Source organism: Thermus sp. NEB1569 (assembly GCF_022385295.1).
GTDB classification, from domain to species: domain Bacteria; phylum Deinococcota; class Deinococci; order Deinococcales; family Thermaceae; genus Thermus; species Thermus scotoductus.
In genome coordinates, this window is record NZ_CP092445.1 from 545,061 (window position 1) to 569,006 (window position 23,946).

Sequence of the window (23,946 nt, forward strand, 5' to 3'; positions counted from 1 at the left end):
CCTAGATCCGTTTGAAGAGAAGCACGGCGTTCTGACCGCCGAAGGCGAAGGAGTTGGAGAGGGCGTAGGCCACCTTGGCCTCCCGGGGCTCGGGCACGAAGTCCAGGTCCAGCTCGGGGTCGGGGTCCTCCAGGTTGATGGTGGGAGGGATGACCCCGTGGTAGAGGGCCTGCACCGTGGCGATGGCCTCGATGCCCCCGGCAGCCCCCAGGAGGTGGCCGGTCATGCTCTTGGTGCTGGAGACCATGAGCCGCTGGGCGTGCTCCTTGAAGACCTCCTTGATGGCCAGGACCTCGGCCCGGTCCCCCACGGGGGTGGAGGTGCCGTGGGCGTTGATGTAGCCCACCTCCTCGGGGTTCACTTTGGCGTCCAAAAGGGCGCGGCGCATGGCTAAGGCGGCGCCTTTCCCCTCGGGGTGGGGCTCGGTGATGTGATGGGCGTCGGCGCTCCGGCCAAAGCCCACCAGCTCGGCGTAGATCCTGGCTCCCCGCCTCTTGGCGTGCTCGTACTCCTCCAGCACCAAGACCCCAGCTCCTTCCCCCATCACGAAGCCATCCCGGCTTAGGGTGAAGGGGCGGCTGGCCTTGGTGGGCTCCTCGTTCCGGGTGGAAAGGGCCCGCATCACGGCGAAGGCCCCGATGGCCATGGGGGTGATGGCGGCCTCCGTGCCCCCAGCGAGGACGACGTCGGCCTCCCCCAGCTGGATCATGCGGAGGGCGTTTCCGATGGCATCCGACCCCGTGGCACAGGCGGTGACGGCGGTGGAGCTGGGTCCCATGAAGCCGTAGCGCATGGCGATGTGGGCCGAGGCCATGTTGGCGATCATCATGGGGATGAAGAAGGGGCTTATCCGGTTCGGGCCCCGCTCCAGGAAGACCTTGCTTTGGGCCTCCCAGGTTTCCATGCCCCCGATGCCCGTGCCCACCAGGGTACCCACCCGCTCGGGATCCAGGGCGCTGGGCTCCAGCCCCGCATCCTTCAGGGCCAGCTCGGCGGCGATCAGGGCGTACTGGACAAAGCGGTCCAGACGCCTAAGCTCCTTTTTGTCAATGAACTCCTCGGGATTGACGTCCACCTCGGCGGCGATGCGCACCGGCAGGGCCGAGGCGTCAAAGCGGGCGATGGGGCGCACCCCGCTTTTCCCGGCAAGCTGGGCCTTATGGTAAGCTTCCGCCCCCACACCGATGGGGGTGAGGGGTCCGAGGCCGGTAACCACCACGCGTCGCATGGGGGTAGTATACCGGGAAAAGCCCTGGGAAAAAGAAAAGGGGCGCGGGAAGCGCCCCTTAAAAGCCCTATTAGCTCTAGCCTAGCTTGGCCTGGATGTAGGCCACCGCATCCTTCACGGTGCGGATCTTTTCGGCCTCCTCGTCGGAGATTTCCAGGCCGAACTCGTCCTCGAGGCCCATGATGAGCTCCACGGTATCCAAGCTGTCCGCCCCCAGGTCCTCGATGAAGCGGGCATCGAGGGTGATCTTCTCGGGTTCCACCGAGAGCTTGTCCGCAATAACCGCCTTCACCTTTTCAAAGATCTCCTTCTCCGTCATGAAAACCTCCCTTGGGGATTTTACCACGGGGTATAGCTTAGGGCCTGGCCCCTTCAATGGGGGGTGAGCCCCCCATCCACGCACAGGGTTTGGCCGGTGATGTAGCCTGCAGCCTCGGAGACCAAAAAGGCCACCGCCTCGGCCACGTCCTCCGGCCGGCCGAAGCGGCCTGCGGGGATGCTTTTCAGGTAGGCCTCCCGCACCTCGGGCGGGAGCTTTTCCGTCATCTCCGTTTCGATAAACCCCGGGGCCACGGCGTTCACCGTGATCCCTCGGGCGGCGTACTCCTTGGCCACCGCCCGGGTGAAGCCGATAAGCCCCGCCTTGGAGGCCACGTAGTTGGCCTGGCCGGGGTTTCCCAGGATCCCCACCACGCTGGTGATGTTCACGATGCGCCCGAAGCGGGCCTTCATCATGAGCTTGATGGCCTCCCGGGTGGTGCGGAAGACCGCGGAGAGGTTGGCTTCCAGCACGGCTTCCCAGTCCTCGTCCTTCATGCGGATGAGGAGGGTGTCCCGGGTGATGCCGGCGTTGTTCACCAGGGTGTCCAGGCCCCCCAGGATCTCCGCCGCCCCGTGGACCAGGCCCGTGGCGGCCTCCGCCTCCAGGAGGTTGGCCCCCAAAACCCCCACCAGGGGGCTTCCCAGCCTCCTTGCCTCCTCCGCCACCTCCTCCGCCTTCTCCCGGTTCTGCCCGTAATGGATCACCAGGGCATAGCCCTCCCGGGCCAGCCTGAGGGCGATGGCCCGGCCGATGCCCCGGCTGGCTCCCGTCACCAGTGCCTTACGCATCCTCCACCTCCAACGCCTTCCTTACCCCTTCCGGGTCCCCCACGGAAAGGGCGTGCGCTTCCTTCAGGGTACGGGCCACCAGGCCTTTCAGCACCTCCCCGCTACCGAACTCCAAAAAGCGCCGGACCCCCCTCTTTTCCATGTCCTTTAAGATCTCCACCCAGCGCACGGGGGCGGTGATCTGCTCCAGGAGAAGTTCACGGATGCGGCCGGGGTCCTCCTCGGGCGTTGCGGTCACGTTGGAGTAGACGGGGAAGCGGGGCTTCCTCAGGGTTACCTGGGCCAGGTCACGGGCCAGGCGCTCCTTGGCAGGAGCCATCAGGGAGGAGTGGAAGGGGGCGGAGACCGGGAGGAAAACCACCCGGGCCCGTTTTTCCTTTAGCCTTTCCGCCGCCTCCTCCACCGCCTCCTTCCTGCCGGAGATCACCGTCTGTTCGGGGCTGTTGAGGTTAGCGATCTCCACGCCCTCTAGCCCCGCCAAAGCTTCCTGGATGGCTTCCAGAGGAAGCTTCAGGATGGCGGCCATGGCTCCCTCTCCCGGGGGCACAGCCTCTTGCATGTACCGTCCCCGGAGGCGTACCAGCCTCAGGGCATCCTCCAGTTCCAGGGTGCCCGCGGCCACGTGGGCGGTCCACTCCCCCAAGGAGTGGCCAGCGGCCAGGGAAGGGGGCTGGCCTCCCTGGGCTAGAAAGGCCTGGTAGGCGGCGTAGCCCACGGCCAGAAGGGCGGGTTGCTGGTTTTCCGTGAGGGTGAGGGCCTCCTCGGGGCCTTCCCACATGAGCTTTAGGAGCCCGGGCAGGGTGGCCTCGGCTCGGTCCAGCACCTGGCGGGCGGCAGGGAAAGCCTCGTAAAGGGCTTTTCCCATACCCACCTTCTGGGAGCCTTGGCCGGGGAAGAGGGCGGCGTACATTAGGCTCCCCCCCAGGTGAGGACCGTGGCGGCCCAGGTGAGCCCGGCCCCGAAGGATACCAGAAGAACGTGATCGCCTTCTTGGATCCTGCCGTCCTCCACAGCTTCCTTGAGGGCCAGGGGGATGGAGGCGGTGGAGGTGTTGCCGTAGCGGTCCACGTTCACCACCACCCGTTCCCAGGGAAGGCCCAGTCGCTCCCGGGCGGCGTCGATGATCCTGAGGTTTGCCTGGTGGGGCACGAAGACCTTGATGTCCTCCGGGGTGAGGCCGGCTTTTTCTATGACCTCGAGGGTGGCGGTGTTCATCACCCGCACGGCGAACTTGAAGACTTCCCGCCCGTTCATGTAGAGGCGGTTGCGCATGGAGGTCCCGTCGGGAAGCCTGGGGGCCACGCAGGCGTGGTAGAGCTCCTTGGCCCCGCTACCGTCCGCCCCCAGCACGAAGGAGCGGAAGCCGAAGCCTTCCCGCACCCTGCCCACCACCGCCGCTCCCCCGGCGTCCCCGAAGAGGACCGCGGTGGCCCGGTCGTTCCAGTCCACGATCTTGGAAAGGGCCTCGGCCCCCACTACCAGGACCTTACGGGCCAGGCTCGCTTCCACCATGGCGTGGGCCTGGGCCAGGGCGTAAAGCCAGCCCGGGCAACCCGCCAACAGGTCGTAGGCGAAGCCCTGGATGCCGAAGCGGGCCTGCACCAAGGCGGCGGTGTTGGGGAAGAGGGCGTCGGGGGTGTTGGTGGCCACGATGACCCCATCCACTCCCTCTAGGGCCCCGGGGTGGCGCCTTAGGAGGTCCTCCACCGCCTTGAAGGCCAGGTCCGAGGTGTACTCGTCCTCGGCGGCGATGCGCCTTTCCCGGATGCCGGTTCGGGTCACGATCCACTCATCCGAGGTGTCTAGATAGGCCTCAAAGTCCTCGTTCCTCAAGACCCTTTGGGGAACATACGCCCCCAGGGCCAGGATGCCCGGCGCCTGACCTCCCGTCATGGGCTCCACTATACCGGCCCATGGCGCAAAAAGTTGAGACCCCGGAGGCCGGGGTCCCTTAAGTCTTGACCGGGTCTAGACTTCTAGAACCTTGCGCCCATCGTAGTAGCCGCACTCTGGGCAGACGGTGTGCGGGGGCTTCATCGCCTTGCACTCGGGGCAGGGGACCAGGGTCGGGGGGGTCAGGGCATGGTGGCTCCTGCGGGCATCGCGCCGCGCCTTAGAGGTCTTCTTCTTGGGTACAGGATGCTTGGCCATCTCCAGTCCTCCAGGGGGGCTTGGCCCCCGCTAAACCCCTGGTAGTATAGCAGACCCGTTAGAGTTCGGGAAGGAGGTCCTTAAGGCCCAGGAAGGGGTGGTGGGTTTCCGGCTCGTGGCCGCAGTCCACCAGGTTGCGGTCCGCCCCGCACACCGGGCAGAGGCCCTTGCACCCTTCCTCGCAGAGGACGGTGTAGGGCATCTCCGTCACGAACGCCTCGGTGAGGAAGGGGAGAAGGTCCAAGTCGGGCTCGCCAAAGGCGTAGTACTCCTCCTCTTTCTCCTCGTGGAAGACCACCTCTTCCAGGCCTTGCTGGTAGCGGAGGAGGTGCTGGAAGTGGGCGTGGATGGGGGTGGGGGTGGGCTTGAGGCAGCGGCGGCACTCCATGAGGACCACGCCCTCCACCTCACCCGAAAGCCAGTACTCATCCCCTCCCACGGCGGAGACCGCCACCTTCCAGGTGGCCTCTCCTTCCAAGGGGAAGCGCTCCTCGCCTACAAAGAAGGCTTCCCGGACCACGCCTGTGGCGCGGGCCGTGCCTCCTTCCCGCAAGAGGCGGGCCAGGTTGATGCTTGCCACCTCGCAGTGTTCCATCCTTTTAAGTATAGCGCCAAAAGCCCCTTCCTCCTAGGGGGTTGGCATAAAGTTCCCAAGCGGTGCATGGGGTTTTCTGCTAGCATGCCCCCCATGGAGCGGGTGGCCATCCTGGGTGTGCCCATGGACTTAGGCGCAGGCCGGCGTGGGGTGGACATGGGGCCTTCCGCTTTGCGCTATGCCCGGCTGGCGGAGGAGCTCGAGGCCCTGGGTCTGGCGGTGGAGGACCTGGGGGACGTGCGGGTACCCGTGGCGGAAACCCTGAGGCGAAAGGGCTTGCGCTTCGGCGGGGAGAACTACTTGGAGGAGATCCGCCAGGCGGCCCTCGAGCTCAAGGAGCGGCTCCGCTCCCTGCCGGAGGGGGTATTTCCCATCGTGCTGGGCGGAGACCACTCCTTAAGCATGGGTTCGGTGAGCGGGGTGGCCAAGGAGCCCTTGGGGGTGGTCTGGGTGGATGCCCATGCGGACTTCAACACCCCGGAAACCAGCCCTTCGGGAAACATTCACGGCATGCCCCTGGCGGTGCTCTGCGGGCTTGGGCACCCCCGCCTCACGGAGGCCTTCCAGGCGGTGGATCCCAAGAGGGTGGTCCTGGTGGGGGTGCGGAGCCTGGACCCCGGGGAGAGGCGGCTTCTTCGGGAAATGGGGGTTACCGTTTACACCATGCACGAGGTGGACCGCCTGGGGGTAGCTCGCATCGCCGAGGAGGTTTTGGAAAGGCTTTCCGGCCTGCCCCTCCACGTTTCCCTGGACGCCGACGTCCTGGATCCCACCCTGGCTCCCGGGGTGGGGACTCCGGTGCCCGGGGGCCTTTCCTACCGGGAGGCCCACCTCCTCATGGAGATCCTGGCCCAGTCGGGCCGGGTGCGGAGCCTGGACCTGGTGGAGGTGAACCCCATCTTGGACGAGCGTAACCGCACCGCGGAGATGATGGTGGGCTTGACCCTCAGTCTCTTAGGGAAGCGAATTTTATAGTTGACGGCTTATCCCTCCTTCAACTATATTGGGTCCATGAAAGCCCGCTGGGGTCTAACAATTCTTGCCTTTCTTTTAGTCCTCTTGGGTGGTTATCTGGTCCTTTCCCCGTACTGGGCTCTTAAGGGTTTGCAAGCGGCCATCGAGCGCCGGGATCCAGCGGCCCTGGAGCAGTATGTGGACTTTCCCCGAGTTAGGGCAAGCCTAAAGGCGGATCTCAATGCGGCCATGGTAAAGGAGCTGGAGAAGGCTCAGGATGATCCCTTTATGGCTTTGGGGATGATCTTTGCTGGGGGTCTTGTTCAGGCCCTCGTGGACGCCCTGCTTACGCCCGAGGGTCTTGCCAGCTTGGGTACAGGAAAAGATCCCGAGCAGGCCAGTCTGGAAGAAGTGCGCCAATGGCGGCTAAAACTGCAAGGGCTATCGCGGGCTTACGTCCACCACAAGGATGACCCCCAGACTGGTTTGGTCATGGAGCGGCAGGGGTTGAGGTGGCGGGTGGTGCGGATTGTCTATACCCCCTAGGCCCGGTTCCGCAGGTGCCGCCCCAGTTGCCGCCCGCCCTGGAAGGCCAGGGCGAGGCTTTCCCAGGGGGGTTCTTTTTTGTGGTGGAGAAGAGGATCCAGGGCCTCCCTGGCCCACTGGCTCACCAGCACGGGAAAGTCCAGCCCCGTTTCCAGGAAGTACTCCTCCGCCTCCCGCCAGGCACCCTCCATGCGGCGGAAGAAGGCGGAAAGATCCTTGGGCACAGGGGCTTCCGGCCAGAGGAAGCCGCTCACCACCCCTAGGAGCCAGGCCCCCCGGAGGTCCTTGGGCAAAGCCTGGGCCCCCCGGGCCACGTAGCCCAGGGGATCCTTGTGCAGAAGCTCCCGCGGCAGGTGGGCCAGGGGGTCCTCCATGCTTAGAGTGTAAACCTGAAGTGGGAAAAAAGCCCGGGCCCCGGGATACCTTCTGTACCCCAGGGCCCGAAAGAAGGCCCCGGGCTTAGCCCGCGGCCAGGGCGGGAAGAACCGCCCCGGGGATAAGGCCCAGCAGGATGAGGAGAAGGGCTACCCCCAGGGCCACCCCCCGGGCCAAGGGCCGGGGACGGGCCTCCGCCTCACCCTTTTGGAAGACGGCAAGCCCCAGGCCCAGGTAGTAGTAGGCGCTCACGGCGCTGGTGATGAGGGCCAGCACCAAAAGGCCCCACTGCCCGGCCTTGGCGGCCTCGGTGAAGACCAGGTACTTGCCCCAGAAGCCAGCCAGGGGGGGAAGGCCCAGGAGGGACAAGGAGGCCACGAACAGGCCAAGGCCGAGGAGGGGGTCCCGGTGGAAGAGCCCTTTAAGGCGCTCCAGGGGCACCCGGTCCGGGGAGACCTCCGAGAGCACGGCGAAGGCCAGTCCCGTGGCCAGGACGTAGGTGAGGAGGTAAAAGCCCAAGGCCGTGGCGTTTCCCGTGTAGAGGGCCAAGGCCATGTACCCAGCGTGGGCGATGGAGCTGTAAGCCAGAAGCCTTTTGGCTTCCCTTTGGCTCAAGGCGGCCAGGTTCCCTAGGAGGACGGAGAAGGCGACGAGGAGGGCCAAGGCGTCGGGGACGCCGGGGGCGGCCACCCTAAGCAGGGCGGCGAAGGCTGCGGCCTTCACCCCCGTGGCCATGAAGAGCACCACGGGGGTGGGGCTACCCTGGTAGACATCCGGGGTCCAGAAGTGGAAGGGAGCCAGGGCCACCTTGAAGCCTAGTCCCACCAAAAGAAGGCCCAGGGCCAGGGCGTAGAGGGGCCCTTCGCCGGGGGTGCCCGCCAGGAGGTTTCCCGTGGCCCCGTAGTGGAGGGCGGTGCCGTAGAGGAAAAAGGCCGCGGCCAAGGCCCCCAGGAGGAAATACTTCAAGGCGGCCTCCAGGCCTTCCCCCCGTCGCCAGGTGGCCAGGGCGTAGAGGGGGAGGGAGAGGGCCTCGAGGGCCACCAGCATCAGGATGAGGTTTTGGGTGGAGGCGAGGAGGTGCATCCCCAAGGTGGCGTAGAGCACCAGCAGGTAGAACTCAAACCGCCCGCTCCGCACCAGTCCCACGGTCCAAAGGGCCCCCAAAAGGGCCAGCAGGGTGAAGACCTGGGAGATCCCGTCCACGTGGTAGGGGCCAAGGGCGAAGGGTTTTCCCCAGGTGAGAAGGAGGGAAAGGAGGGCCAGGGAAAGCCCCAGGATGGTGAATCGTTTGAAAAGGGGCACCGAGACGAAGAAGCCCAAGAGGGTGAGAGCCACGGAGAAGAGGCTAAGCACCAGGAGGGTCATGCGCCACCTCCAAGGATCTTGGCGAAGGCTTCCGCTAAGGGCTTAAGGCCCTTTACGAAGAAGCCGGGGAAGACCCCCATGAGCACCAAGGCGGCCACCGCCAGCGCGGCGAAGGGCCACTCCGCTCCCTTCAGATCTTCGGTCTTCTGGGTACCTTCTTCCCAGAAGACCTTCTGGAAAGCGGTGAGGGCGTAGGCGGCCCCGGCGATCACCGAAAGGAAGGCCATGGCGGTGAGCCAGGGGCTTTGTTTGTAGGCGCCCAGGAGGGTCATAAGCTCCCCGGGGAAGCCGGAAAGCCCGGGAAGCCCCACCATGGCCAGGAAGAGGAAGAGGGCCAAGGCGGCCATGCCCGGAGCGCTTTGGGCGAGGCCCCGGAAGGGACCGATCTCCAAGGTGCCCACCCTCTCGTAAAGCCTCCCCGCCAGGAGGAAGAGGGCCCCGGTGTAGACCCCGCTTGCGGCGAGGAGGTAAAGCCCCCCCAAGGCCCCCTCCTCCGTGGCGGAGAAGACGCCGAGGGCTGCCACCCCCATATGGGAGAGCCCGGCGTAGGCCAAAAGGGTCTTGAAGTCCTTGGCAGAGAAGGCTACCCAGGCCCCGTACAGGGCGGAGATGGCCGCCAGGAAAAGGAGAAGCCCCTGGAGCTCGGAGAATCCTTCGGGGGCCAAGGGGATGGCGAAGCGGAAGAAGGCGAAGACCCCCACCTTATAGAGGGTCCCCAAGGCATCCGCCAGGCCTGAAGGGTGGTTCTCCTGGTGAAAGGGGGGAAGCCAGGCGTGGAGAGGGAAGAGGGGGGTCTTGATGGCGAAGGCCAGGGCGAAACCCAGAAATACCCAGAAGGCGGCGCCTCCGCCAACTGGGTGGGCCAGGAGGTCCTCGAGGAGGAAGGTGGGGCTACCCCCTAAGACCTTCACCGCCAGGATGGCGGCCAGCATGGGCAAGGACCCCGCTAGGGTGAAGAGGAGAAAGATGTAGAGGGCTTTTATCCGGCCCTCGCCCCCGTAGAAGAAGAGCATGAGGAGGGCGGGGATCAAGGCCGCCTCAAAGAAGAGGTAGAAGACCAAGAGGTCCCGGGCGGCGAAAAGCCCGAGGAGAAGGCCCGACATCAAAAGGGCGAGGCCCAAAAACCGCCCCTCCACCTGGGCCACCAAGGCCCCCAGGAAGACGGTAAGACCGATGGTAAGGAAGAAGAGGGCGGAAAGCCCATCCAGCCCGAAGGCCCAGTAGACCCCCACACCGGGAAGAAGGGGAAGGGTTACTGGGTGGGCCGTCCCCCCGGGGTGGGTGAGGAAGAGGTAGAGGTTTAAGAGGAAGCTTAGGCCCGCTCCCAAGACCCCCAGGGCGCGGGGAAGGCCCAGGAGGAGGAGAAGGCCGAAGAGGATGGGTAGGAGGATCGCCAGGATTACCACCGCATCACCCCCAGTAGCACCAAAGCGCCCAGCACGAAGAGCAGGGCGTAGACCCTTAGGTAACCGGTCTGCAGGCGGGCCATCCCTTGGCCCAGGCTCCGCACCGCCCCGCCCAGGCCCAGGTAGCCGCGAAAGAGGCTGCCATCCCCATAGAAGAGCACCTCGGCCAAGGCCTTCAAGGGGTTCACGATTAAGGCGTTGTACACCCGGTCGACAAAGAAGCTTTCCCGGCTCCAGGCCTCAAAGGTGAGGTACCAGGCGGGGAAGGCCTTGCGCTGGAAGAAGGTGTAGCCCAGCCAAAGCCCCAAGAGGGCCACCGCCCCCGAGAGGGCGATGAGCCCCCACTCCGCCCCCAGGGAAAGGTGGTGGGCTTCCACCTCGGCCAAGGTGGGCTTCAGGAAGGCCTCGAGGGGATTGGGCAGGGGATAGGGCAGGGCCACGTACCCGGCCAGCACCGAGCCCAGGGCCAGGAGGTGGTTGGGCCAAAGCATCACCGGAGGGGCCTCATGGGGATGGTGGTGGCCCCGCTCTTCCCCCAGGAAGACCAGGACGAACCAGCGCATGGCGTACATGGCGGTGAGCACCGCCACCAAAAGCGCTCCCAGGTAGAAGCCCAGGCCGCCAAAGGGGTAGGTGAGGGTGGCGGCCAGGATGGCGTCTTTGGACCAGAAGCCGGAAAGAAGGGGCAGGCCCCCTAGGGCCAAAGCCCCGATGAGAGCGTGCCAGCGGGTGACGGGCAGGTGTCTCCAGAGCCCCCCCATCCGGCGCACGTCCTGCTCTCCCCCCAGGGCGTGGATCACGCTACCCGAGGCCAGGAAGAGGAGGGCTTTAAAAAAGGCATGGGTGAAGACGTGGAAAAGGGCCACCCAGTAGGCCCCCACGCCCGCTGCCAGGAACATGTACCCCAGCTGGCTGATGGTGGAATAGGCCACAATTTTCTTGATGTCGTTTTGGCCAAAGGCGGATAGGGCCCCGTAAAAGGCGGTGATGAGCCCAATGACCGCGATGATGTAGGAAACGTCGGGGAGGTTGGCGTAGAGGAAGGAGCTCCGGGCGATGAGGTAGACCCCAGCGGTGACCATGGTGGCGGCATGGATCAAGGCGGAAACCGGGGTGGGGCCGGCCATGGCGTCGGGGAGCCAGACCATGAGGGGCACCTGGGCGCTTTTGCCCACGGCCCCCAGGAAGAGGAGGAGGCCCGCCAGGGCCAGGAGGCTGGGGTTCTTCAAGGGGCCTTCCAGGGCCTCCTTTAGCTCGCTGATGGAGAGGGTGCCGTAAAGGGCCCACAGGATGGCCATGCCCAGCATGAAGCCCAGGTCGCCGATCCGGTTCACGATGAAGGCCTTGCGGGCGGAGTCGGCGTACTGGGCGTTCTTGTACCAGAAGCCGATGAGGAGGAAGCTGGCCAGGCCCACCCCCTCCCAGCCGATGAACATCACTGGATAGCTGTCGGCCAGGACCAGGGTGAGCATCATGGCGATGAAGAAATTGAAGTAGGCGAAGAAGCGGCTGTAGCCCGCATCCCCGGCCATGTAGCCGATGGCGTAGACGTGGATGAGAAACCCCACCCCGGTGACGATGAGGAGCATGAAGCCGGAGAGGTTGTCCAGAAGCAGGCTAAAGGGGATCCCGGGAAGCCACTCCGCTTCAAAGCGGGCCCCGCCCGAAAGGAGAAGGCCCACCCCCACCAGGAAGGAGGCCAGGACCAGGGCCGAGGCCAGGACCCCGGGGAGGGGTTCTCTCATCCGTTTTCCGAAAAGCCCCAAAAGGGCAAAGCCCAAGAGGGGAAGGAGGATGGTCAGCAGCAGCATCTTCACCCCCTAAGCTCCGAGAGATCGTCCACCGCGGTGCTCTCCCGCTGGCGGAAGATGGCCACGATGAGACCCAGGCCCACCGCCACCTCGGCGGCGGCGATGGCGATCACCATGAGGGCTGCCACCTGGCCTTCCAGGCCAAAGGCCCGGGCGAAGCCCACCAGGGAGAGGTTGGCGGCGTTCAGCATGAGTTCGATGGAGAGAAAGACCAGGATGGCCGTCCTGCGGGTCAGGACCCCGTAGACCCCCAGGGCGAAAAGGATGGCGGAGGCATAGAGGTAGCTCACCGCACCACCTCCTTTTCCGCCTTCCGCTCCTCGGGCCTCAGGGCGTCCAGGGGCCTTTGCGGCTGCACCAGGGCCACGGCCACCACCGTGGCCACCATGAGGAGGAAGCCCACCGCCAAAAGCACCCCGAGCCAGTCCCCGTAAAGGAGGGGCCCCAGGGCCTGGGGCAGGCCGCCCTTAAGGTCCTGGGTGAAGGCCAGGTTTAGGCCCCAAAGCCCCGAGAGGAGGACCAGGGCCACCCCCAAGGAGAGGAGGAGGGCCAAGGGGCGGCTTCGCGCCAGGGGATCAAAGCCCACCTCCCCCTGGGCGGCGTAGAGGATCATGATGACGAAGAGGAAGAGGACCACGATGGCCCCGGCATAGACGATGATCTGGATAAAGCCCAGGAAGCGGGCCTCGAGGGCCACGTAGATCCCGGCCAGGATCAGGAAGTTCCCGATGAGGGCCAAGGCGGCGTGGATGGCGTTTTTCAGGGTGACCACCAGGACCCCGGTGAAAAGAAGGGCCAGGAGGGCTAGGGCTTCTAAGGGGCTCACTTTTTCCCTCCTTCCGTGGGGGCCTTAAACCCCTCCAGCTCCGGGCGGACGTAGGGTACCACGTAGCCGGGCTTCACGGGCTTGCCGGTCATCTTCGCTTCCCGGCGCTGGGGCTTGGTGCCCACCACGTCCACCAGCATGTCCTCCTTGCCGTAGATGAGGTCGGAGTACTCGTAGTCGGCCATCTCAAAGTCGTAGCCCAGCACGATGGCCCCGGTGGGGCAGGCTTCCTCGCAGAGGCCACAGAAGATGCACCGGAGCATGTTGATCTCGTAGACCTTGGCGTAGCGCTCCCCCGCCGAGACCGGGTTTTCCGGGTCGTTCTCTGCCGGTTCCACGTAGATGGCGTAAGCGGGGCAAGCAGCCGCGCACAGGGAGCAGCCGATGCACTTCTCCAGGCCGTTGGGGTGGCGGGTGAGCACGTGGCGGCCGTGGAAACGGGGCTTGAGGGCCACCGGGGCGTCGGGGTAGGGCACGGTTACCGGCTTGGAGAAAAGGTACTTGAGGGTGATGCCAAGGCTTTGGGCCAAGGCCTTAAGGGTCATGCGCCACCTCCTTTGGATAGCCCCTTGGGGGCTTTGCGCGCGGATTTAGGACTGTACAGGATGGCTCCCAAAAGGACCAGGAAAGCGGCCAGCGAAAGGTAGAGGAGGTAGGAGCGGGGAAGGTCTAAGGCCACCACCAAGGCGGTCACCAGGAACCAGACCAGGGCCACCGGGAAGAGGAAGCCCCAGCCAAGGCGCAAAAGCTGGTCGTAACGGAGGCGGAACCAGGTGGCCCGGATCCAGATGAAGAGGAAGAGGAAGAAGGCGATCTTGAGGAACATCCAGAGGTAGGGCACCTCCAGGAAGGGCATGGTCCAACCTCCCAGGAAGAGGGTGGGGATGAGGGCGCTGGCGGTGATGAAGTGGATGTACTCGGTCATCTGGAAGAGGGCCCATTTGATGGAGCTGTACTCCGTGTGGTACCCCCCGACCAGCTCCTGTTCGGCCTCGGGCAGATCAAAGGGGGTGCGGGCGGCCTCGGCCATGCTGGCGATGAGGTAGACCAAAAAGGCCGGGAAGGCGTAGAGGATAAGCCAACCGTTTTCCTTCTGCCAGTTCACGATGTCGTTCAGGTTAAGGCTCCCCACCAGGAGAACAGGGGAAAGGAGGGCGATGCCCAGGCCCAGCTCGTAGGAGATCAGGCTCGCCGAGGAGCGCAAGGAGCCCAGGAGGCTGTACTTGCTCCCGGAGGCCCAGCCCGCCAGGAAGATGCCGTAGATGGCCATCTCGCTCACGGCGAAGAGGTAGAGGAGGCCGAGGTCCAGGTTCAGGACCCAGGGCTGGTAGCCGAAGAAGCTCCCCGGGGGGCCGAAGGGGATGGCCCCGAAGGCCAGGAGGGCGAAGACCACGCCGATCAAGGGAGCCAGGACAAAGAGAACCTTGTCCGCCCGCTCCACCACCAGGTCTTCCTTGAAGATGCTTTTGATGGCGTCGGCGATGGGCTGGGAAAGACCCAAAGGGCCCACCCGGTTGGGGCCCATGCGGACCTGGAAGCGGGCGAGGAGGCGGCGTTCGATCAAGGTCATGAAGGCGAAGGCGGTGAGGAGGCCCACCACCACCAAAAGGGCCTTTAAGGCCACCATCCAATAGGGATCCACGGGGTAAGGGTTCATGCCTCACCTCCTAAAGGCACCAGCACCTTGGCCTCCGCGCACCTTCCCGCAAAGGGGCCAAGGGCCGAGAGGTAGAGGAAGCCCTTGGGCAGGTCTTCCCGGTGGACCACCTGGGCCAGGACCGGGCCCAAGGGGCCTTCCACCTCCACCCAGGCTCCTTCCAGAAGGGCCTCGGCCTTGGCGGTTTCCGGGTGGACCCAAAGCTCAGGGCGGACGGTCTGGGCCACCTTGCCCGTAAGCTGCCAGGCCCTCCACATGGTGGGCCTAAGGTAGAGCCTTCCCTCCTGGGCCCTGGGCCGCAGGCGTTGGGTGCGGTGGATGAGGAGGCTATTCGGAGCGGGCACCTTTTTCTTGAGCTCCCGCTCCACCTCGAGGCCAAGCCGGAAGGGAGGCCGTACCCCAAGGGCCTCGGCCAGCAGGGCCAGGGCCTGGATGGCGCCCTCCGCCTCGCCGTTTTCGATGGGGGCGGGGTTGAGGGAAAGGACCCGCCCTTCCAGGTTCACCACCTGACCCCGCTTCTCGTAGAAGGTGGGGGCGGGGAGGACCACATCCGCATACCGCTCCGCCAGGGGGTGGAGATGGCTTAGGTGCATGACCAGGAAGCGTTTGTCCTTTAGGGCCCCTTCCGGGGGTACGAAGCCGTAGTAGGCGTAGGGGCTTCCGGGTTCGTCCCAGGCCGCCCCTTTCTCCCCGGGCCAGACCCCCAGGGCCTCGAGGCCCCGGGCATTCGCCGCCGGGGTCATGGCCAGCACCTTGGCCCCCTTGCGCTCGGCCAAAAGCCTGGCCCTTTCCGCCGCCACCGCATCCTGCAAGACCCCAGCCCCCAGGATGAGGATGGGGTTTTGGGCCTTCTCCCACGCCTCCTTGGCCTGCTTGACCGCCTCGCTCCCCTCCTTTTCCCCAAGAAGGGCCAGGAGGATATCCCGCTCCTCCCCAGGGGCGTGGACCCCTGCAATGCGGGCCCACTTCATCAAGGGGGCGCGGTAGGGGGCGAAGAGGGCCATCTTGTCGGTGCGGCGGGGCATCCTCTCCTTGATGGAGAGGTCGGCGAAGGGGGTGCCGTGGGCGAACTTAGGGGCGGGCTTGAGGTCCCGCACGAACTCGCTTAGGCGGAGGTGCAGGATGGGGGCTTCCTCCGTGGGATCCCCCAGGACCAGGGCGAAATCGGCCCTGAGGAGGTCCTCAAAGGTGGCGGGCACAAAGAGGCTCGCTGGGGCGGCGGTGCGGCCCTGGAAGTCCAGGTGGGGGGTGTTTAGCCCCCGGGCCAGCTCCGCCGCCATGAGGCCCTCCTCGAGGGTGGCGTCGTGGGGTAGGTAGATGCCCACCTCCTCCTTCCTGGCCTCCTTGAGGCCCTCCCGGATGGCGGCGAAGGCCTCCTCCCAGGTGGCCTCCACGAGCCTTTCCCCTTTCCGCACCAGGGGGTATTTGATCCGGTTCTCGTCCGCCCACTCGTGCCCGAACCGACCCGCATCGCAAAGCCAGATCTCGTTCACCTCGGGGACTTCTCGGCCCCGGATCCTTAAAAGCTCGCCGCTACGGGTGTCCGCGGTGATGCCGCACCCCACAGGGCATAGGGCGCAGGTGGAGGGGGTTTCCTCCATCTCCCAGTTGCGGGCCCGGAAGCGGGCGGTGAGGTCCAGAAGGGCCCCCACCGGGCAGATGTCGGTGATGTTCCCGGAAAACCCCGAGGGAAGCCCGAAGTCCATGGTGCCGATGAAGGTGTGCACCCCCCGCTCGATGAAGTCCAGGACCTCGTCTCCTGGGATCTCCTCAAAGTAACGCACGCAGCGCTTGCAGTGGATGCACCGCTCCCGGTCCAGCACCACAAAGGGGGAGAGGGGGTGGTGTTTGTCCACGTGGCGGCGGGTGAACTCGAAGCGGGTGTAGGTGGGAAGCTCGAGGGGGGCCTTCTGGTAATACTTCTCGTAAAGTCCGTACTCCACCGTTCGGTCCTGGAGCTCGCAGGCTCCCCCCTTGTCGCAGGTGGGGCAGTCCAAGGGGTGGTTGAGGAGGGTGAACTCCACCATCCCCGCCTGGGCCTCCCGCACCACCTCCGAGAGGGTGTCCACCACCATGCCGTCCGCCACGGCGGTGACGCAACTGGCCGCCAGCTTGGGCTGCCAGGCGATCTCGGGCTCTCCCTTCTCGTTCAGGACCGGCTTGCCGTCCGGGCCCCTTTTGGGCAGGCCGATGCGCACCAGGCACATGCGGCAGGCCCCTATGGGGGAGAGGTGCTTTTCCGAGCAGAAGAGGGGCACGTCGTACCCCGCGTGGAAGACCGCGTCCATGACGCTGGTTCCCGGGGGCACTTCCACCATGCGGTCGTTGACCTTGACCTTAACCACCTTCACCTCCAGAGGTTCACCCTGGGCACGGGCTTCTTTTCCCGCACCAGGGCCAGGTACTGGTCCTTAAAATGCTTCAAGGAGCCTTTCACCGGCCACACCGCCGCATCCGCCAGGGGGCAGAAGCTCCGGCCCTCGATGAGGGGCAGAAGGGCCTCGAGGTTTTCCACGTCCTTCTCCTCCCCCTCCCCGGAGCCGATCTTGGCGAAGAGGTTCACCATGAAGCCCGCCACCCCCTCCCGGCAGGGGGTGCACTTGCCGCAGGACTCGTGGGCGTAGAAGCGGGTCACGTTCCACATGGCGTCCACCATGCTTACCCTCTCCGGGATGAGGATCACGCCTCCGGTGCCCAGCATGGAGCCCTGGGCCTGCAGGTGCTCGTAGCTCATGGGGGTGTCCAGGACCTCATCGGTAAAGGGCAGGGGCGGGGTGGAGGATCCCCCAGGGATGAGGGCCTGGATGGGCTCCAGGGGCCCTCCCGCCCAGTCGTAGATGAGTTCCCGGAAGGTGGTGCCCATGGGAAGCTCATAAACCCCTGGCCGCCTAACCGGGCCGGAGATCTGGTAGAGCTTCATCCCCTTGGACTGCTCGGTGCCCATGCTGGCGAACCAGTCGGCCCCCCGTTCCAGGATGGGCACCACCGAGGCCAGGGTTTCCACGTTGTTGATGGTGGTGGGCTTGCCCCAAAGCCCCGACTGGGCGGGGAAGGGGGGTTTGAGGCGGGGGTTGGCCCTTAAGCCCTCCAGGGAGTTCATGAGGGCGGTTTCCTCCCCGCAGATGTAGGCTCCGGCCCCCCGGTGCACGTGCACGTCGAAGGAGAAGCCGCTGCCGAAGAGGTTCTCCCCCAGGTAGCCCCGGGTGCGGGCTTCCCGGATGGCGGCCTCCAGGCGGTCCGCCGCCTTGCGGTACTCCCCCCGCACGTAGATGTACCCCACCGTGGCCCTTATGGCGTAGCCCGCCAGGATCATGCCCTCGAGGAGCAGGTGGGGAACATCCTCCAGGATGTACCGGTCCTTGAAGCTACCTGGCTCGGACTCGTCGGCGTTGCAGATCAGGTAGTGCTGTTTCCCATCCTTGGGCATGAAGCTCCACTTCACCCCTGTGGGGAAGCCTGCCCCGCCCCGGCCCCTGAGCCCCGAGCGCTTCACCTCCTCGATGACCTCCTCCGGGGTTTTCTCCTTTAGAACCCGCTTGGCGGTCTCGTATCCCCCGTGCTTCAGGTAGTAGTCCAGGGTCCAGCTTCCCTCCTGGCCCACGTGGGCGTAGAGGGTTTTTTCAAACCGGGGGTCGCGTCCGGAAACGATGGGCCCGGTCATACCTCCACCTCGTGCACGTGGTGCCCGCATTTGCCGGGGAGCTCGATCTCCTCGATGCGCTTGCCCGCCTTAAGGCCCTCCAGAAGCGCCTCAAGCCTCGCCCGGGTCACGCATTCCACATAGGGTTCGTCGTTCACCTGGATCACGGGGGCGGTGTGGCAAGAGCCTAGGCACTCCACCTTCTGCACGCTGAAAAGGCCATCCGGGGTTACCTCCCCCGGGCCGATGCCCAGGGTTTCCGTGAGGTAGTCCCAAAGCTCGTCGGCCCCGGCCAGCTTGCAGCTCAAGGTGGCGCACACCTGAAGGTGATAGCGCCCCGTGGGCACGAACTGGTAGTAGGAGTAGAAGCTCGCCACCCCCATGACCTCCGTGGCCGTGGTGCCCACCAGCTGGGCGATCTCCTCTATCCGTTCCGGGCGGATCCAGCCCTCCTCCTGCTGCACCCGCCTTAAGAGGGGCATGATGGCGGAGCGTCGCCCCTCCGGTGGATACTTGGCGAAGGTTTCCTCCAGGAAGTCTTGCTTGTCGTCAAAAAACCCCATCTTCCCTTCCCTCCTATCGGTCCACGTCGCCCATCACGGGGTCTAAGCTGGCGATGATGGCCACCATGTCGGGCACCTGCTCCCCCTTGCAGGCGTAGGGGAGGCTTTGCAGGTTCACGAAGCTTGGGGCCCGCACCTTGACCCGGTAGGGCATGCTGCCCCCGTCGGAGACGATGTAGTACCCGAGCTCCCCCCTGGCGGACTCCGTGGGCACGTACACCTCCCCTTTGGGGGGATGGAAGCCCTCGGTGTAGTGCTTGAAGTGGTAGATGACCGCCTCCATGGAGGTTTCCAAAAGGTGCCTGGGAGGCGGGGTGATCTGGGGGTTGGGGTCCCGCACCGGCCCTGGTTCCAGCCTCTCCAGGGCCTGCTGGATGATCTTCACCGACTCCCGCATCTCCCGGATGCGGATGATCATCCGGTCAAACACGTCCCCGTGCTCCCCCAAGGGTACGTCAAACTGGTAGGTCTCGTACCCCGAGTAGGGGTAGGCCTTGCGCACGTCGTAGTTCACCCCGCTCGCCCTTAAGGACCCTCCGGTGAGACCGAGGTCAATGGCCACCTCGGGGGGAATAACCCCCACCCCCCGGGCCCGTTCGTAAAAGATGGGGCTTTCCGCAAAGAGGGCCTCGTACTCGTCGATGCGGTGGGGCAGGACCTGCAAAAGCTTTTTAAGCTCGGGCACGAACTCCTCGGGGAGGTCCTCCTTGACCCCGCCGATGCGGATGTAGTTGTGGTGGAAGCGCTGGCCCGTTACCCACTCAAAGAGGTCCAGGATGGTTTCCCGCTCCCGGAAGGCGTAGAAGAAGGGGGTAAGGGCCCCGAGGTCCAGTAGCCCGGTGCCCAGGAAGACCAGGTGGCTGGCCAGGCGGGAAAGCTCATTCAAGATGATGCGGATGGTCTCGGCCCTAGGGGGTACCACCGCCCCCACCAGCTTCTCCACCGCCAGGGCGTAGGCCAGGTCGTGGGCGAAGGAGTGGAGGTAGTCCATCCGGGGCGTATACGTGATCACCTGCGTATACGTCCGGTACTCCATGTTCTTCTCAAACCCGGTGTGGAGGTAGCCGATGTGGGGGACGAGGTCCAAGACCTCCTCGCCGGAAAGGGTCACCACCACCCGCAGCACCCCGTGGGTGGAGGGGTGCTGGGGTCCCACATTCAGGGTCATGACCTCCGTGCGGAGTTCCTTGGGCTCCTCCGCCACCCTTGGGTCCAGGTCCAGGTAGTCCTTCATTTGACCTCCTTGGCCTTCATGAGATCGGCCCAAAGGGCCCGGTACCCCTTGCGGCTACCGCCCCGGTATAGGGTGAGGCCGGGGTTCTTCCCGGTAAGGGAGGCCCGGAACTCGCTGGGCACGATGAAGCGCCCCTCGCGGAAGAGAGTGGGGGTTTCCCCCAGGGGGAAGTCCTTGCGCAGGGGGTGGCCCTCGAGGTCCTCCGGGGTCAGGATCTTGCGCAAATCCGGGTGGCCTTCAAAGACGATCCCAAAGAGGTCGTAAACTTCCCGCTCCAAAAAGTTGGCGCTTCCCCAGAGGTCGGTGACGGTGGGAAGCCTGGGGTCCTTTTCCGGCACGTAGACCCGGAGGAAGAACCGGCTTCCATCCCCGTCCTGCCACCCGGGAAGGGAGACCAGCTCGTAGACCACGGCGAAGCGCTCCGGGCGGGGGTCGGGGTATTCCAGGTAGTCCAGGCCCACGATGTCCGCCAGGTAGTTAAAGCCCAGGGCCTTGTAGTGGACCATCTCCTCCTTGAAGGCCTCCCGGGGCATCACCACCCAGAGGTTGCCGAGGCCGTTATCCTCTATGGTGTAGCCCTTGGCCCGGGCTTCTTCCAGCACCCTATTGAGCCGCATACCTCACCCCCTGGCGCGCTTCCAGGCGGCCACGGGGGGAAGCCTCTCGCCCCTTTCGTTCACCGCCTGGCCCCGCACCTTTTTCTGTAGCTGCATCACCGCATAGATGAGGGCCTCGGGGCGCGGGGGGCAGCCGGGCACGTACACGTCCACCGGCACCACCGAGTCCACGTTCTGCACGATGGCGTAGTTGTTGAACATCCCCCCTGAGCTGGCGCAGGCCCCCATGGAGATCACCCACTTGGGGTCGGGCATCTGCTCCCAGACCCGCCGCATGACAGGGGCCATCTTCTTGGAAAGCCGGCCCGCCACGATCATCACGTCCGCCTGGCGGGGGCTTGCCCGGAAGACCTCGCTCCCGAAGCGGGCCAGGTCGTTTCTGGCGTCGGTGGAGGCCATCATCTCGATGGCGCAGCAGGCCAGGCCGAAGGTGGCGGGCCATAGGGAATTGGAGCGCCCCCAGGCCACCAGCTTCTCCAGGGTGGTAAAGAGGATGCCTTCCCGCTCCAGCTCCTGCACGTCCCGCTCGAAGAGGTCCTTCAGTGCCACCGCATCACCCCCTTCCACCACTCGTAGAGGAAGCCCACGAAGAGGAGCAGGGTGAAGGCCGCCACGCCCAGGAAGCCGTATAGGCCGAGCGTGCCTGCGCTCACCGCATAGGGCCAGAGGAAGGCCACCTCCACGTCAAAGAGGATGAACAGCATGGCCACCACGTAGAAGTGGACGGGGAAGCGCTTGACCTCCCCCGCCGGGTCGTTCCCCGACTCGTAGGGCATCAGCTTGGCCTTCCCCGGCTTCTTGGGACCCAGGAGGGCCCCCACCACCAGGGCCGCCACCCCGATGAAAAGGGCCACTCCCAGATAGATCAGGATGCTCACATACTCCGCGATCGGCGCCAAGGTCCCCTCCTTTCGTGCATCTCTTCACGAGGTAAGGGCCCAAAACCATCGAGGCCCCCACCTCAGTTCCCGCCCATCTTATCACCCCAGGTGCGGGGCAATAGGGGTGGACTACACCGAAGGGGAGGCTAATCGGTGTAAGCCATTTGATTATCGGCTGCTAAGACATTACACCCTGGTGTAGAGAAGGTCCTTGAGCCTCTGGAAATAGGATAGGTCCAGGGCCTCCGCCCGAATATCCGGGGAAAGACCCAAGCTCCTAAGGGCCTCCTCCACCTCCTCCTTGGGGTACCCGGCGGCGGTGAGGGCGTTTTTCAGGGTCTTGCGCCGCTTGGAAAAGGCGGCCTCGAGGAGCTGGAAAAGGGCAGGATCGTCCGCCACCTTCCTGGGGGTGAGGCGCACCAGGCTGCTCACCACCTTGGGAGGGGGAAAGAAGGCTCCGGGGGGGAGATCAAAGAGCTTTTCCGCCCTTGCGTGGTAGGCCACCCGCAAGGAGAGGAGGCCATAGGAAGGGGTATTGGGCCGGGCCACCATGCGCTCCGCCACCTCCTTCTGCACCAGAAAGACCAGGCGGGCAAACCGCCCGGTCCTGAGGAGGCGGGTGACCAAGGGGGTGGCGATGTTGTAGGGGAGATTGGCCACCAAAAGGCTTCCCTTAGGCACCTCTTCCCACGGGAAGGCCAGGGCATCGGTAAAGACCAGGTTCACGGGAAGGCCCTTCAGGGTTTCCTCCAGCAGGGGTTTTAGCCGCAGGTCCTTCTCTATAGCTGTGACCTGAGCCCCGGCCTCCACCAAGGCCCGGGTCAAAACCCCCAGGCCCGGGCCCACCTCATAGACCGGGCCGGTGAAGGGCTTTGCCGCTTCCACGATCCGCCTCAGGTGGGCGAAGGAGACCAGGAAGTTTTGCCCTAAGCGCTTGTCGGCATAAAGCCCGTGCCGCCGCAGTAGCTCCCGCACCCCTTTGGGGGAAAGCAAGGCTTCAAGCATGGTTCAGGCGTTTCACCTTGGGGCGCAAAGGCTCTTCCTCTGGAAAGAGCTCCAGGTACTCCCCCAGGTCCAGGGCGTCGATGAGGGCGAAGCGTTCCTTGAGCAGGATCCCCTCCTTCATGGGCACATGGCCGTACACGCCGTAGCGGTAGCCCATCCGCTCCACGTAGTCGGGGGTGCGGAACCACCAGGTTTTGGGCTCGCTTTGGGCGTAGAAGAGCTCGTCGTACTCCTGGAGCCAGGGCACAGGTCCCACGTGGGCGAAGTGCACCCCATGGAAGACCACCTCCCGGGGGAAGCCCGCTATCCAGCTCCTTAGGGCCTTGGGAAGGGGGCGCCCCCCGTGCTCGGGATGGAACTCCAGGTGCTTGAGGTGCTGGTTTCCCAAGATGGGTTCCCCTTTTAGGACCGCCTCGTCGTGGTTGCCCAGGAGGATGGTCACCTGCCCCTGGGCTGCCTCCTGAAAGGCTTTTAGCCGGAATAGCTCCCGGATCTGAGCCCCTGCCGCCAGGCGCAGGTGGTTTGGGTCCAGGGGGTCGAAGGGGCTAAGCCCCGTCAGGCGTTCGTAGTCCCTGGGGGTCTTGGGGTGGACCAAGTCTCCCAGGAGGACCAGATAGGTCTTCCCCGAAAGGAGTTCCTCGGTGGGCTTAAGCCCAGCATCCGCCAGTCCCTCTGTCTTGAGGATCCGCCAAAGGGCGGGGAAGTTGGCGTGAAGGTCCCCGACGGCGACGATTCTCATCCCTTAAGCAGGGCCCTGAGCTCCCCGTAAAGCCGCTTGGTTTCCTCGGGGGTTTTGCCATAGCCGCCGTACCTGGTAACGATTTTGGCGGCCTCCTTGCCCAGGCCCTTTTCCTTGAGCCTTTCCAGAAGCTGGTCGATGAGCCGGTAGGCCTCGGGCTTTTCCTCCTCGAGGCCCTCCTCCTCGCCAGGGGAGGGTTCGGGCAGCTTGGGTGGGGTGAAGCGGCCCTTCTCCGGGTCGTAGTCCACCCACTGTTTCTCGAGGCGGTAGAGGTACCGGCCCACCCCGAACTTCACCGCAGCCCTCTTCAAGGCATCAGAGAAGGCCGCCTTCAGGGAATCCCCTTCCCCCACGTCCTCCTTGGTCACCCCCAGGACCGTGAGGCGGCACTTCACCTCCACCAGGCGTTCCCGCCGCTCCCCCCGCTCGTCCCTCACCGCACGCTCGGCGTCGGCCAGCACCTCGTAGGCGTCCTGCCACCCCTCGGGACCCACCACCCGGTCCAGCCGGTCCAAAACAGTGCGGGCATCCACATAGGGGACCACCAGGGCGCGTTTTTTGTCCCGGGAGAGGGCCTCGATGCGCCACTGCACCTCGCCGGGGGGGAAGGGTTCGGAGAGTTTTTGCCAGACTTCGTCCATAGCTAAAGTGTACTTTAGGCCACCCTCAGGGGTTAGGGGAAAGGATGGGTTAGGCTAAGGCCATGCGCAGGATATTCGGGATGCTACCCTTGCTGGTTCTGGCTTGGGCCCTCGAGGTAAATCCCTCCGGCTCCATGGAACTCCGCATCACCGCCACCCTCTCCTTTAACCTTTTCCCCCAGGCGGTGGTGGTGGAGCGCCTTCCGGAGCCCCAAGGGCTCGTGGTGGTTTACCGTTTCTCCCAGGCGGGGGCCATCTTCCGCTACCACGACGAGGACCTCCGCCGCCGGGGCTGGGTGCGGGTCAAGTACGAGGTGAAGAAGGACGAGTGGAAGGCGGAGTACAAGAAGGGTAAGGCCAAGGCCAAGCTTTCCGTGAAGGACAAGAAGGGCCGGGTGGAGGTGCGGCTTAAGGAAGGGGACTAGACAAGGCCACGGCCCCCCGCTACCATATAGGGCGCGTGGGGCCGTGGCGCAGCTGGGAGCGCGCCTGAATCGCACTCAGGAGGTCACGGGTTCGAGTCCCGTCGGCTCCACCAGCTCCAGAACGGAGTTTTTGACCCCCCGGGCTTCCCCGGGGGGTCGCTCTGTAGCAGAAGGTGT

28 protein-coding genes and 1 tRNA gene are annotated in these 23,946 nt (G+C 65.1%); 4 read left to right on the plus strand and 25 right to left on the minus strand.

Annotated elements, in window-relative coordinates:
- Position 1: 1 nt before the first annotated feature.
- From fabF to MI302_RS03510, 7 genes are all read right to left on the minus strand, one after another.
- The gene (gene fabF, locus MI302_RS03480) at positions 2–1,228 is read right to left on the minus strand and encodes a beta-ketoacyl-ACP synthase II (protein ID WP_015716497.1); all 1,227 of its coding nucleotides are present in this window, start codon (positions 1,226–1,228) and stop codon (positions 2–4) included.
- Between the two features lie 76 nt (positions 1,229–1,304).
- Entirely contained in the window at positions 1,305–1,547 is a 243-nt protein-coding gene (gene acpP / locus MI302_RS03485; protein WP_038032621.1) for an acyl carrier protein, read from the minus strand.
- Positions 1,548–1,600: 53 nt separating this feature from the next.
- A complete protein-coding gene (gene fabG / locus MI302_RS03490) occupies positions 1,601–2,338 on the minus strand; it encodes a 3-oxoacyl-[acyl-carrier-protein] reductase (protein WP_019551155.1) in 738 nt (245 codons plus the stop codon).
- Positions 2,331–3,248: an ACP S-malonyltransferase gene (gene fabD, locus MI302_RS03495; RefSeq protein WP_126187236.1), complete on the minus strand. Its 918-nt coding sequence runs from the start codon at positions 3,246–3,248 to the stop codon at positions 2,331–2,333. The genes fabG and fabD overlap by 8 nt, the downstream gene beginning before the upstream one ends.
- Positions 3,248–4,231 (minus strand): beta-ketoacyl-ACP synthase III, encoded by a 984-nt coding sequence (locus MI302_RS03500; protein WP_239726222.1) that lies wholly within the window; start codon positions 4,229–4,231, stop codon positions 3,248–3,250. The genes fabD and MI302_RS03500 overlap by 1 nt, the downstream gene beginning before the upstream one ends.
- A gap of 75 nt (positions 4,232–4,306) precedes the next feature.
- Positions 4,307–4,489 (minus strand): 50S ribosomal protein L32, encoded by a 183-nt coding sequence (rpmF, locus tag MI302_RS03505; RefSeq protein WP_015716502.1) that lies wholly within the window; start codon positions 4,487–4,489, stop codon positions 4,307–4,309.
- A gap of 58 nt (positions 4,490–4,547) precedes the next feature.
- A complete protein-coding gene (locus MI302_RS03510) occupies positions 4,548–5,084 on the minus strand; it encodes a DUF177 domain-containing protein (RefSeq protein WP_126170163.1) in 537 nt (178 codons plus the stop codon).
- Between the two features lie 84 nt (positions 5,085–5,168).
- On the opposite strand from MI302_RS03510, the gene rocF reads away from it, so the two are divergent.
- Both rocF and MI302_RS03520 read left to right on the plus strand, forming a co-directional pair.
- A complete protein-coding gene (rocF, locus tag MI302_RS03515; RefSeq protein WP_172960119.1) occupies positions 5,169–6,059 on the plus strand; it encodes an arginase in 891 nt (296 codons plus the stop codon).
- Between the two features lie 36 nt (positions 6,060–6,095).
- The gene (locus tag MI302_RS03520) at positions 6,096–6,584 is read left to right on the plus strand and encodes a DUF2939 domain-containing protein (RefSeq protein WP_126164545.1); all 489 of its coding nucleotides are present in this window, start codon (positions 6,096–6,098) and stop codon (positions 6,582–6,584) included.
- Here the strand turns inward: MI302_RS03520 and MI302_RS03525 are convergent.
- The 18 genes from MI302_RS03525 to MI302_RS03610 form a co-directional block, all read right to left on the minus strand.
- Entirely contained in the window at positions 6,581–6,958 is a 378-nt protein-coding gene (locus MI302_RS03525) for a hypothetical protein (protein WP_239726223.1), read from the minus strand. The two genes, MI302_RS03520 and MI302_RS03525, sit on opposite strands and share 4 nt — an antisense overlap.
- A gap of 85 nt (positions 6,959–7,043) precedes the next feature.
- The gene (locus tag MI302_RS03530; protein ID WP_239726224.1) at positions 7,044–8,324 is read right to left on the minus strand and encodes an NADH-quinone oxidoreductase subunit N; all 1,281 of its coding nucleotides are present in this window, start codon (positions 8,322–8,324) and stop codon (positions 7,044–7,046) included.
- A complete protein-coding gene (locus MI302_RS03535) occupies positions 8,321–9,730 on the minus strand; it encodes a NuoM family protein (protein ID WP_239726225.1) in 1,410 nt (469 codons plus the stop codon). The genes MI302_RS03530 and MI302_RS03535 overlap by 4 nt, the downstream gene beginning before the upstream one ends.
- Positions 9,724–11,541, minus strand: coding sequence for an NADH-quinone oxidoreductase subunit L (gene nuoL, locus MI302_RS03540; RefSeq protein ID WP_239726226.1), 1,818 nt, complete (start codon positions 11,539–11,541; stop codon positions 9,724–9,726). The genes MI302_RS03535 and nuoL overlap by 7 nt, the downstream gene beginning before the upstream one ends.
- 2 nt (positions 11,542–11,543) lie before the next feature.
- Complete coding sequence (nuoK, locus tag MI302_RS03545; protein ID WP_239726227.1) at positions 11,544–11,831, minus strand: NADH-quinone oxidoreductase subunit NuoK; 288 nt, start codon at positions 11,829–11,831, stop codon at positions 11,544–11,546.
- Positions 11,828–12,367, minus strand: a complete 540-nt coding sequence (locus MI302_RS03550) for an NADH-quinone oxidoreductase subunit J (protein ID WP_126201144.1) — start codon at positions 12,365–12,367, stop codon at positions 11,828–11,830. The genes nuoK and MI302_RS03550 overlap by 4 nt, the downstream gene beginning before the upstream one ends.
- The gene (gene nuoI / locus MI302_RS03555) at positions 12,364–12,912 is read right to left on the minus strand and encodes an NADH-quinone oxidoreductase subunit NuoI (protein WP_239726228.1); all 549 of its coding nucleotides are present in this window, start codon (positions 12,910–12,912) and stop codon (positions 12,364–12,366) included. The genes MI302_RS03550 and nuoI overlap by 4 nt, the downstream gene beginning before the upstream one ends.
- On the minus strand, positions 12,909–14,024 hold the full coding sequence (nuoH, locus tag MI302_RS03560) for an NADH-quinone oxidoreductase subunit NuoH (RefSeq protein ID WP_239726229.1): 1,116 nt from the start codon (positions 14,022–14,024) through the stop codon (positions 12,909–12,911). The genes nuoI and nuoH overlap by 4 nt, the downstream gene beginning before the upstream one ends.
- Positions 14,021–16,369 (minus strand): NADH-quinone oxidoreductase subunit NuoG, encoded by a 2,349-nt coding sequence (nuoG, locus tag MI302_RS03565; RefSeq protein WP_239726230.1) that lies wholly within the window; start codon positions 16,367–16,369, stop codon positions 14,021–14,023. The genes nuoH and nuoG overlap by 4 nt, the downstream gene beginning before the upstream one ends.
- A 2-nt stretch (positions 16,370–16,371) precedes the next feature.
- Positions 16,372–17,685 carry an NADH-quinone oxidoreductase subunit NuoF gene (gene nuoF, locus MI302_RS03570; protein ID WP_019551168.1) on the minus strand — a complete coding sequence of 438 codons (1,314 nt, stop codon included), beginning with the start codon at positions 17,683–17,685 and terminating at the stop codon, positions 16,372–16,374.
- The gene (gene nuoE, locus MI302_RS03575) at positions 17,682–18,227 is read right to left on the minus strand and encodes an NADH-quinone oxidoreductase subunit NuoE (RefSeq protein ID WP_126170170.1); all 546 of its coding nucleotides are present in this window, start codon (positions 18,225–18,227) and stop codon (positions 17,682–17,684) included. Before nuoE ends, nuoF begins: the two co-directional genes overlap by 4 nt.
- A gap of 13 nt (positions 18,228–18,240) precedes the next feature.
- The gene (nuoD, locus tag MI302_RS03580; RefSeq protein WP_239726231.1) at positions 18,241–19,461 is read right to left on the minus strand and encodes an NADH dehydrogenase (quinone) subunit D; all 1,221 of its coding nucleotides are present in this window, start codon (positions 19,459–19,461) and stop codon (positions 18,241–18,243) included.
- Positions 19,458–20,078, minus strand: a complete 621-nt coding sequence (locus MI302_RS03585; RefSeq protein ID WP_019551171.1) for an NADH-quinone oxidoreductase subunit C — start codon at positions 20,076–20,078, stop codon at positions 19,458–19,460. Before MI302_RS03585 ends, nuoD begins: the two co-directional genes overlap by 4 nt.
- 3 nt (positions 20,079–20,081) lie before the next feature.
- On the minus strand, positions 20,082–20,627 hold the full coding sequence (locus MI302_RS03590) for an NADH-quinone oxidoreductase subunit B family protein (protein WP_015716518.1): 546 nt from the start codon (positions 20,625–20,627) through the stop codon (positions 20,082–20,084).
- Complete coding sequence (locus MI302_RS03595; RefSeq protein ID WP_019551172.1) at positions 20,618–20,977, minus strand: NADH-quinone oxidoreductase subunit A; 360 nt, start codon at positions 20,975–20,977, stop codon at positions 20,618–20,620. Before MI302_RS03595 ends, MI302_RS03590 begins: the two co-directional genes overlap by 10 nt.
- Positions 20,978–21,145: 168 nt before the next feature.
- A complete protein-coding gene (gene rsmA, locus MI302_RS03600) occupies positions 21,146–21,964 on the minus strand; it encodes a 16S rRNA (adenine(1518)-N(6)/adenine(1519)-N(6))-dimethyltransferase RsmA (protein WP_019551173.1) in 819 nt (272 codons plus the stop codon).
- The gene (locus tag MI302_RS03605; protein WP_054392519.1) at positions 21,957–22,703 is read right to left on the minus strand and encodes a metallophosphoesterase; all 747 of its coding nucleotides are present in this window, start codon (positions 22,701–22,703) and stop codon (positions 21,957–21,959) included. Before MI302_RS03605 ends, rsmA begins: the two co-directional genes overlap by 8 nt.
- Positions 22,700–23,344 carry a Rad52/Rad22 family DNA repair protein gene (locus tag MI302_RS03610; RefSeq protein ID WP_015716522.1) on the minus strand — a complete coding sequence of 215 codons (645 nt, stop codon included), beginning with the start codon at positions 23,342–23,344 and terminating at the stop codon, positions 22,700–22,702. The genes MI302_RS03605 and MI302_RS03610 overlap by 4 nt, the downstream gene beginning before the upstream one ends.
- A gap of 80 nt (positions 23,345–23,424) precedes the next feature.
- On the opposite strand from MI302_RS03610, the gene MI302_RS03615 reads away from it, so the two are divergent.
- Both MI302_RS03615 and MI302_RS03620 read left to right on the plus strand, forming a co-directional pair.
- A complete protein-coding gene (locus MI302_RS03615; RefSeq protein ID WP_015716523.1) occupies positions 23,425–23,769 on the plus strand; it encodes a hypothetical protein in 345 nt (114 codons plus the stop codon).
- Positions 23,770–23,806: 37 nt separating this feature from the next.
- Positions 23,807–23,882: transfer RNA gene (locus MI302_RS03620), tRNA-Ala, on the plus strand.
- Positions 23,883–23,946 lie beyond the last annotated feature (64 nt).

Bases quoted from the DNA above. Each gene is read 5' to 3' on its own strand.
- MI302_RS03525 (WP_239726223.1), bottom strand. From the start codon at position 6,958: ATGGAGGACCCCCTGGCCCACCTGCCGCGGGAGCTTCTGCACAAGGAT.
- acpP (WP_038032621.1), bottom strand. From the start codon at position 1,547: ATGACGGAGAAGGAGATCTTTGAAAAGGTGAAGGCGGTTATTGCGGAC.
- nuoH (WP_239726229.1), bottom strand. From the start codon at position 14,024: ATGAACCCTTACCCCGTGGATCCCTATTGGATGGTGGCCTTAAAGGCC.
- MI302_RS03510 (WP_126170163.1), bottom strand. From the start codon at position 5,084: ATGGAACACTGCGAGGTGGCAAGCATCAACCTGGCCCGCCTCTTGCGG.
- nuoL (WP_239726226.1), bottom strand. From the start codon at position 11,541: ATGCTGCTGCTGACCATCCTCCTTCCCCTCTTGGGCTTTGCCCTTTTG.
- MI302_RS03610 (WP_015716522.1), bottom strand. From the start codon at position 23,344: ATGGACGAAGTCTGGCAAAAACTCTCCGAACCCTTCCCCCCCGGCGAG.
- rsmA (WP_019551173.1), bottom strand. From the start codon at position 21,964: ATGCTTGAAGCCTTGCTTTCCCCCAAAGGGGTGCGGGAGCTACTGCGG.
- rocF (WP_172960119.1), top strand. From the start codon at position 5,169: ATGCCCCCCATGGAGCGGGTGGCCATCCTGGGTGTGCCCATGGACTTA.
- fabF (WP_015716497.1), bottom strand. From the start codon at position 1,228: ATGCGACGCGTGGTGGTTACCGGCCTCGGACCCCTCACCCCCATCGGT.
- fabD (WP_126187236.1), bottom strand. From the start codon at position 3,248: ATGTACGCCGCCCTCTTCCCCGGCCAAGGCTCCCAGAAGGTGGGTATG.
- MI302_RS03615 (WP_015716523.1), top strand. From the start codon at position 23,425: ATGCTACCCTTGCTGGTTCTGGCTTGGGCCCTCGAGGTAAATCCCTCC.
- MI302_RS03500 (WP_239726222.1), bottom strand. From the start codon at position 4,231: ATGACGGGAGGTCAGGCGCCGGGCATCCTGGCCCTGGGGGCGTATGTT.
- nuoE (WP_126170170.1), bottom strand. From the start codon at position 18,227: ATGGGGTTTTTTGACGACAAGCAAGACTTCCTGGAGGAAACCTTCGCC.
- MI302_RS03605 (WP_054392519.1), bottom strand. From the start codon at position 22,703: ATGAGAATCGTCGCCGTCGGGGACCTTCACGCCAACTTCCCCGCCCTT.
- nuoF (WP_019551168.1), bottom strand. From the start codon at position 17,685: ATGACCGGGCCCATCGTTTCCGGACGCGACCCCCGGTTTGAAAAAACC.
- MI302_RS03530 (WP_239726224.1), bottom strand. From the start codon at position 8,324: ATGACCCTCCTGGTGCTTAGCCTCTTCTCCGTGGCTCTCACCCTCTTG.
- fabG (WP_019551155.1), bottom strand. From the start codon at position 2,338: ATGCGTAAGGCACTGGTGACGGGAGCCAGCCGGGGCATCGGCCGGGCC.
- MI302_RS03520 (WP_126164545.1), top strand. From the start codon at position 6,096: ATGAAAGCCCGCTGGGGTCTAACAATTCTTGCCTTTCTTTTAGTCCTC.
- nuoD (WP_239726231.1), bottom strand. From the start codon at position 19,461: ATGAAGGACTACCTGGACCTGGACCCAAGGGTGGCGGAGGAGCCCAAG.
- nuoI (WP_239726228.1), bottom strand. From the start codon at position 12,912: ATGACCCTTAAGGCCTTGGCCCAAAGCCTTGGCATCACCCTCAAGTAC.
- MI302_RS03585 (WP_019551171.1), bottom strand. From the start codon at position 20,078: ATGCGGCTCAATAGGGTGCTGGAAGAAGCCCGGGCCAAGGGCTACACC.
- rpmF (WP_015716502.1), bottom strand. From the start codon at position 4,489: ATGGCCAAGCATCCTGTACCCAAGAAGAAGACCTCTAAGGCGCGGCGC.